The organism is Pseudorhizobium xiangyangii (genome assembly GCF_020531965.1).
GTDB classification, from domain to species: domain Bacteria; phylum Pseudomonadota; class Alphaproteobacteria; order Rhizobiales; family Rhizobiaceae; genus Neorhizobium; species Neorhizobium xiangyangii.
This window is the reverse complement of sequence record NZ_JAJAWH010000030.1, coordinates 41983-48146: the sequence shown is the minus strand read 5'-3', so window position 1 is coordinate 48146 and position 6164 is coordinate 41983. Positions and strand designations below refer to the sequence as shown.

General features: G+C 59.7%; 6 protein-coding genes. 1 reads left to right on the top strand and 5 read right to left on the bottom strand.

Annotated elements, in window-relative coordinates; genetic code table 11:
* Positions 1–36: 36 nt before the first annotated feature.
* The 5 genes from gfa to LH464_RS21005 all read right to left on the bottom strand — a co-directional run bounded on the left by gfa (position 37) and on the right by LH464_RS21005 (position 5369).
* Positions 37–612, bottom strand: a complete 576-nt coding sequence (gene gfa, locus LH464_RS21025) for an S-(hydroxymethyl)glutathione synthase (RefSeq protein ID WP_226788368.1) — start codon at positions 610–612, stop codon at positions 37–39.
* A 152-nt stretch (positions 613–764) separates the two neighbouring features.
* Positions 765–1892 carry an S-(hydroxymethyl)glutathione dehydrogenase/class III alcohol dehydrogenase gene (locus tag LH464_RS21020; RefSeq protein ID WP_226788367.1) on the bottom strand — a complete coding sequence of 376 codons (1128 nt, stop codon included), beginning with the start codon at positions 1890–1892 and terminating at the stop codon, positions 765–767.
* 31 nt (positions 1893–1923) lie between these two features.
* Entirely contained in the window at positions 1924–2787 is an 864-nt protein-coding gene (locus tag LH464_RS21015; protein ID WP_226788366.1) for a substrate-binding domain-containing protein, read from the bottom strand.
* A gap of 1 nt (position 2788) precedes the next feature.
* Positions 2789–3313: a c-type cytochrome, methanol metabolism-related gene (locus LH464_RS21010; RefSeq protein ID WP_390625029.1), complete on the bottom strand. Its 525-nt coding sequence runs from the start codon at positions 3311–3313 to the stop codon at positions 2789–2791.
* 157 nt (positions 3314–3470) lie between these two features.
* Positions 3471–5369, bottom strand: coding sequence for a methanol/ethanol family PQQ-dependent dehydrogenase (locus LH464_RS21005; protein WP_226788374.1), 1899 nt, complete (start codon positions 5367–5369; stop codon positions 3471–3473).
* 427 nt (positions 5370–5796) lie between these two features.
* Between LH464_RS21005 and LH464_RS21000 the strand changes: the two genes are divergently transcribed.
* The gene (locus tag LH464_RS21000) at positions 5797–6138 is read left to right on the top strand and encodes a hypothetical protein (RefSeq protein WP_390625028.1); all 342 of its coding nucleotides are present in this window, start codon (positions 5797–5799) and stop codon (positions 6136–6138) included.
* The last annotated feature ends 26 nt before the right edge of the window (positions 6139–6164 follow it).

Sequence of the window (6164 nt, the reverse complement as noted above, 5' to 3'; positions counted from 1 at the left end):
GTCAGCATGCTGACGGAGAGTGCCTTACATCCACCTTCAGGACGGAATTGCGCCCGACTTTTTAGCCACCCAGGTCGCCACATAGTCCATCAGGGCTGGCGACAGGCAATCGTAGGGCTCCAGTCCCAGCTCTTTCAATCGACCTCGTATGCCGTCCATCCGGCCGGGATCCACTCCCGACTCGATGATCGACGAAACGAAGGCCGCAAACCCGGGCGGCGCCCAACCCGATTCCTGAAACCGTTCGGGATGGATGAAGTCCAACCCCTGGAATGCATGCTCGCGCTCGACCGGCCCGTACATGTGCACGCCGCACTCCTTGCAGGCATGCCTCTGTATCAAAGCGGCCGGATCGACAACGGCGAGCTTGTCGCCATTCTCCAGCACCGTCACCTTGTCGTGCGGCACAACCGCGACGATGGAGAAATCGGCGCCATTCGGTTTCCAGCATTTGGTGCAGCCGCAGGCATGGTTGTGGGCTACCTGCCCCTCTATCCGCACCTTCACCGGCCTGTCGGTGCAGGCGCAGACCAGCGTGCCTCCCGAAAAGCCGGAACTGGCCGGTTGCACACCTCCATCCACCGCGGGATGGATCGAAATCGCACTTGCCATAGAATGTCTCCTCCCTCTCCAAGGCCCGCCCCTCTTGCCGGCGGCGACCTCATTGCCCTCCGTTCGAACGCCCGGCCAGCGTCCGGAATACCTCGTCGCAAACGGCCTTCATCGTCGCCGTCTGTCAGCCAAGCTTTGGCGAAAGCGCGCGCTCAATAAACCACCACGCCGCGGATCGATTCGCCCGAATGCATCAGTTCGAAGCCCTTGTTGATGTCCTCGAGCGGCATGGTGTGGGTGATCATCGGATCGATCTGGATCTTGCCCTCCATGTACCACTCGACGATCTTCGGCACGTCGGTGCGGCCACGCGCGCCGCCGAAGGCCGTGCCCATCCAGTTGCGGCCGGTGACCAGCTGGAACGGACGGGTGGAGATCTCCTGGCCGGCGCCGGCGACGCCGATGATGATCGACTTGCCCCAGCCGCGATGCGAGGCCTCCAGCGCCTGGCGCATCACCCTGGTATTGCCGGTGCAATCGAACGTGTAGTCGGCGCCACCGATGAGATCGCCGTTGCGCTTGGTCATGTTGACCAGATAGGGCACGATGTCGTCGCCGACCTCCTTCGGGTTGACGAAATGCGTCATGCCGAACTTCTCGCCCCATGCCTTGCGGTCCGGGTTGATGTCGACGCCGATGATCATGTCGGCGCCGGCCAGCCGCAGGCCCTGCAGCACGTTGAGGCCGATACCGCCGAGACCGAAGACGATCGCGGTCGAGCCGATCTCGACCTTGGCGGTGTTGATCACCGCACCGATGCCGGTGGTGACGCCGCAGCCGATGTAGCAGATCTTGTCGAACGGCGCGTCCGGGTTGACCTTGGCAAGCGCGATCTCGGGCAGGACCGTGTAGTTGGCAAACGTCGAGCAGCCCATGTAGTGGTGGATCTTGTCCTTGCCGATCGAGAAGCGCGACGTGCCGTCGGGCATCACGCCCTGGCCCTGCGTGGCGCGGATCGAGGTGCACAGATTGGTCTTGCGCGAGGTGCAGGAATAGCACTCGCGGCATTCCGGCGTGTAGAGCGGGATGACGTGGTCGCCCTTCTTCACCGAGGTGACGCCCGGACCGACATCGACGACGATGCCGGCGCCCTCGTGGCCGAGGATGGCCGGGAACAGGCCTTCCGGATCGGCACCCGACAGGGTGAAATCATCCGTGTGGCAGATGCCCGTCGCCTTGACCTCGACCAGCACTTCGCCGGCACGCGGGCCTTCCAGCTGCACGGTCATGATCTCCAGTGGCTTGCCAGCCTGAACGGCTACCGCGGCGCGCACATCCATTGATTTTTCTCCCCTGTAATTCACTACAGCTTCATTGCGTGATCGCCTGATCGTGTTCATCCAGCAGCGGCACGCCGTATTCGAGCAGCAGCTTGTTGATGTCTGCCTGGTGATCCCGGATGAAGGTGTTTAGCGTGCGTTTCCATTGCTGGTCCGAGGGGCGAACACCCATCGTGATCCGATAGATCATGCGCTGGCCGCCCTTCTCTTTGATCAGCGGTACAAGCGCCAGATCGGCTCCGGATTTCTTCGCGTAATAGCCGGCCATCGGACCCCAGATCACCGCAGCGTCAATCACCCCGGCCAGCATGTCTCTGATCATGATCTCCGCCATCGAGGGTGCGACACGCGTATCGACCATCAGCGGGTAGACCTTCGCCTTGCGCAGCAGTTGCGCCGAGGCCATGCTGGCGGACGGAGGCGTACCCTCGACTACACCGATCCGCTTGTCTGCGAGCCTCGGATCGGTCAGCGTTTCCACGCCGGAAAGAGGTCCGTCCTTCTTGTAAACCAGTACATAGGACGAGCGATAATAGGCGTTGGTATTCTGGACCAGTTCGTCTCCCTGAGCATATCCCATGATGATGTCGCAGCGATTGGCCCCGAGCGTGTTGCGGACAAAGCCGGTAATCGAAGGAAACCATGTATAGGAAACCGACTTTCGCCCGGTTCCCTCCGCGACCATCTTGGCAAGCTTGTCCTCGAACCCCTCGCCGCTCTCGTCCGAAAACGGCATGTTGGAAGGGTCGGCGCACACCCGCAACCGCTCCGGATCGACGAGTTCGCCGGCGGCGCCGAGCCCGGCGCTTTGAGCATATGCCTGCGGCGGCGCCAGTACGACCAAGCATGCAATGATGAGCGCTATCCTGCGCGTCGCGTTAACGCCGAGCCCCATGTCAGCCTCCCATGCAGGAGGCTTCGAAGGCTTTTGCCGCTTCCGGCTTGTCGGCCTTCTTGGGCGGGCGGCCTCGCGGCGCTGCGCCGACGGCGCGGGCGCGCAGGTAGACGTAGATATCGTCGAGGTAGCAATAGACGTTCTTGTTTTCGCCGAACGCCGGCATGACGTTCTCCTTGCCGCCGCCAACATTCTTGCGTCCCTCCGCAACGATCGAGAGGAAGCCGGCGTAGTCCAGATTCTTCATGCTTTCCGCCAATCCAGGTGCATAACTTGACCCGACGCCATCGGGGCCGTGACAGACATGACAATCCGAGTGGTAGCGACGATAGCCACTGAACGTGTACCAATCGACAGTCCCATCGCTCTCAATCTTGAACGTCGGATTACCTTCGGCATCGAAATACTTGCCATCTTCGTCTGTCACTGCTGCGGCCTTTTCCTTGTCATCTGCCGCCATGGGGGTTTCGAGGGTCAAGAGAGAGAACACGGCGCCGAGCGCCAGAACTGCCATGCGAAAAGCCATTAAAAACCTCACGTTCACGACGCCGGAACACGACGCACCAGCAGAGACCGATAGGGAAACAGGAAAAGAGAGGATGCCGGCGCCTGTCTCAGACGAGGCGCCGGTATCCAGATGAACTGCGCCGGAGAGGCGCAGTTCATCGATCACTGACGGAGCCTCAATCCGGCAGACCGAACACCGTCAATTGGCCACCGAGCGTGGTGTAGTCCGCAAGCGCGGCATAACCACCGACTGCACCGAGACCTGCAGTACCCACGACCTGAGCTTCATCACCTTGCTCGCGACCCTGGTCGACAGCTCCGTGCCACGCGGCGGCGTTATCTGGTGACAACAGTCCTCCGGCAAGTCCGATGCCCGCCCAGCCACCGACACCGGAGAGGACGGCGATATACTGCTTGCCGCCATGCTCGTAGGTGTTGATATTGCCGATGATGCCGGACGGCGTCTTGAACTTGTAGAGTTCGTTGCCGTCCTTATCGACCGCCTTGATGTAGCCTTCAAGCGTTCCGTAGAAGACCACATCGCCGTCCGTTGCCAGTGCGCCGGACCAGACCGAGAATTGCTCAGGCTTCGACCAGACGATCTCACCCTTTGCAGCATCCCACGCGATGAAGTTGCCCATCCCGCCATGACTGTCCGGGGTCGGGTACATGGAAACGGTCGCCCCGACATAAGGCTGCCCAGCCGTATAGCTGACCTTGTAGGGCTCGTAGTCCATGCAGACGTGGTTGGTCGGCACGTAGAACAGACCGGTCTTCGGCGAATAGCTGGCCGGCTGCTGATCCTTTGTCCCGAGAGCCGCAGGGCAGATGCCCGTCGTGTTTACGTCCTCACCGTTTTGCTGGGTGGAAAACTTTGCCACGACCTGCGGGCGACCGAATTGGTCACTCGAGGGGTCCATGATCACTTCCGTTGCCCAGTTGACCTTCGGGTCGTACTTCTTGGCGACCAGCAGTTCCCCGCTGGTCCGATCCATCGTGTAGGCGAAACCGTTCCGGTCGAAATGCACGAGCACGTCTCGCGGCTGGCCGTTGATCTGCATCGCATCGACGAGGATGTTTTCATTGATCCCGTCATAATCCCACTCGTCATGTGGGGTCATCTGATAGAGCCATTTGGCCATGCCAGTATCGGCGTCGCGAGCCATCAAGGTCATGGACCAGCGATTATCACCGGGCCGCTGTACAGGGTTCCAGGTGGAAGGGTTGCCCGTACCATAGAAGATGAGATTGGTCTTCGCATCATAGGAGAACCATCCCCATGTCGTTCCGCCACCGGTCTTCCACTGTTCACCCTCCCAGGTGTTGGTGCCGGAGTCGGCGCCGACCGGCTTGCCGAGATGGGTCGTCTTCTCTGGGTCGATCAGCGTTTCAGAATCCGGCCCCATGGAATAGGCCTTCCATGCGAGCGAGCCATCCTTCAGATTGTAGGCCGCCGTCCAGCCGCGGACACCGAATTCGGCACCCGATACACCGATGATCACCTTGTCCTTGACGACCATCGGAGCCGCCGTGCCGGATTCGCCCTTTCCGCCGTCGATCTGTTCACCGTTCTTCACGGACCATACGACTTTACCGGTCTTGGCATCGAGCGCGACAACAGTCGTATCCGCCTGGTTGAGGATGATCTTCCCATCGCCGTAAGCAACCCCGCGGTTGACGGTATCGCAGCACATGATGCCGATGACGTTCGGATCCTGTCTCGGTTCATACTTCCAGAGAATCTTCCCGTCGTTATTGAGATCGAGCGCGTAGACGATGTTGGGGAACGGCGTATGGACGTACATGACGTCGCCGATCACCAACGGGCCACCTTCATGGCCGCGCAGGACACCGGTCGAGAAGGTCCACTTGACCTGCAGATCCTTGACGTTGTCCTTGGTGATCTGGTTGAGCTTGGAATAGCGGTGATTGGCATAGTCGCCCGTGGGCATGGCCCAGTTCTTCGGGTCGGACGATAGAGCGGTCAGATCATCATTTGCTAACGCAGTACCAGAGAGTGCCGCAGCTATGAAGCCGGCGGCCGCCAATGGCAGACAGGCATATTTTGTAAGCATGCGCATGCGAAAATCCTCCCGATGTTGAAATGCACCCGAGGCTCATCATTAAGTTCCTCGGGAGACCACATAGGCCAGCCAAAGCCATCTAGCTTGTCTGTGGGACATGCGCTTCCGCCAGCGTGTCACGGTTCGGCCGGATGGACAGAGGGCACCGTTATGCCCAGCCAGGCTACCTACGAGATTTTGCCGCTCCCAATCGGCAAAGCCTTGAAGTCGGAAACTAAAGAAGAAGATATGCGAACAAATCTGCATAGGCAAGAATAAATTCCGCTATGTTGTGCATCGCACAAAACAGATTGCCTTGCAGCATAATTGACAATTTACCCGTGCTGTATTTTTACTTTAATGACGCAAGAATTACTCTACCTTCGAGAGAGGATGCATGACTGCTTTCAGCTCGTTCGAGCGGCCTTTGGAGACCAAGATGACCATCAGGATCGCAGGGATGACACTTGGGGTAGCGTCGATGTTCGCCACGGTGGCGTCGGCCGCAGGCGGTTACCCGACAATCGCAGTCGTCGATTACGTATATGGCTGCATGAAATCCAACGGCGAGACCCGGACCGCCCTGGAAAAATGTTCCTGTTCTATCGATGTGATCACGTCGATCGTACCTTACGAGCGCTACGAGGCCGCGGAAACGTTTAGAAGCCTTGGACTTCTGACCGGTGAAAAGGGAGTTCTGTTCCGGCAGAGCGCCGCGGCGAGATCGGCGACCACTGAACTGAAGCGCGCCCAGGCCGAAGCAGATGTCCGCTGCTTCTAGCGAGACAACTTAGCCGTCTTCCTCCC